The sequence below is a fragment of the Deltaproteobacteria bacterium genome (genome assembly GCA_009929795.1).
Taxonomy (GTDB): Bacteria; Desulfobacterota; Desulfovibrionia; order Desulfovibrionales; family Desulfomicrobiaceae; genus RZZR01.
In genome coordinates, this window is sequence record RZZR01000339.1 from 1 (window position 1) to 1,587 (window position 1,587).

The following is a 1,587-nucleotide window of genomic DNA, read 5'->3' on the forward strand; positions in this document are numbered from 1 at the left end:
TCCCGGACCTCGGTCAGCAGATGCTCCAGTCGGTTGGCTTCGTCGGCGATGATCTTCAACTTTTCCCGCCGGGGGTCGTCCTCGGGCAGCGTCCGCAAAATCTGTCCGGCAAACCCGCCCATGACCATCAAGGGGTTCTTGATCTCATGAGAGAGATGGGCCGCAGCCTCGCCGATGGCTGCGAACCGCTCAGAAATCATGAGCTTTTCCTGGGTCTCTAGAAGCTCTTCCATGCTCCGGCTGACCTTGTCCCGCTCCCGGCGAAGTTCGTCCTCCGACCGCTGGAGATACTCGGTTTTCCTGGCCACCTCGGCCCGCAGGGATTGGGACCAGTGCAAGGAAAGAAAGAGAAATGCGGCAAAACCCAGCAGGGCCGAGATCCCGAAAATACCGACCACGGCTCCCTGACGGAGGACCACGGGCTGAATCAGACCGTAGACCTCGGAATCCGGTGCGGCCAGACCCACGGACCAGACATGAACAGGGCCTGTCCCGTTCCGGGAAAAAATCACCGGGCTGAAGGCGAACAGCTTTTTCATCTCCCGGATCATGTCCCAATGCCAGCCGGAGACATACCAGTCTGTACCCTCTTCGCCCTTGAGCAAGCGCTCGGACATAAGGGAATTAATCCGTTTGTAGGAGAGGTCGGGATTACGCTTATGCCTGGCCGTGAAGGCGTCCTGGCCTACGAATTCCGCCTCAACATGATACATGAAATGGCCCTGGCCATCTATGACCCAGGCGTATCCGGTCTTGCCCGAACGGACGCCCTCGGCCGCACTTCTGGCGATGGACTGGGCGTCCAGGACAAACAAGCAGTCCGTCCCGGACAGGCCTTGACTCCCCTTGTCCTGCATTGGAGCGACCATGGTCATGACCCATCTGTCGGCAATCGGACCATGAGTGGAGCGCTGGGTCCGGCTCAAAACAACATTCGGGCTAAATGAACCCGGGGCCTTTCCATCCTCCTGTTCCGGAAGATGGACGCCCAGTTCGTCCAGGGTCGTCCATCCCTCATCGGTGAGCACCGCCGAAGGCCCGCCGGAAGCAGAAAACCCCAATCCAAGGACCCCGAAATCCTTAAGAAACCCAAGCAGATCACCGATGGCGCTGGTCTCGTCCGCATTCGTCTCCGGCGCCAAAAACGTCGAGCGGCTAAAATGGAGCAGAGCCTCGTTCAGCAGTTCGAAATCGTGGGAGATGTCCTGGGCGATCTTTCTAGCCAGCAATAGCTGCTGTTCGTTGAACTGCGCGGAAACCACCCGCTCCAGTTCGACATTGGCCCGATAGGCCAGGGTAAGGACGATGGCCGAGACAACGAGAAAACTGACAAGGATGAGACTTGCAAAGCGTTTGTGCATGTTTGATGGACCCTGTGTGGGGCTCCGGCAGCCGCTTGGATTTACGGCCTTTCAGAGGCCCATTGCGCACTGGGTAGATTCATCCGTTTTTTCACCATGGTCAAGGCCGAGGCGTCCGGACAAACACCCGGACGAAAAAGGGGGCACCTTGTGCCCCCATCCCGGTATAAGAAAGCGGCCCAATCGGACCGTTTGCAGCTCACAATCTCTTGATCTCCGCGTACCA

The 1,587-nt window shown here is 58.3% G+C and carries 1 protein-coding gene; it reads right to left on the minus strand.

Translation table 11 applies throughout. The annotated features are described in order from the left end of the window. A partial coding sequence (locus tag EOM25_14825) for a two-component sensor histidine kinase (GenBank protein NCC26451.1) occupies positions 1–1,361 on the minus strand: 1,361 nt, incomplete at its 3' end. Between the last annotated feature and the right edge of the window lie 226 nt (positions 1,362–1,587).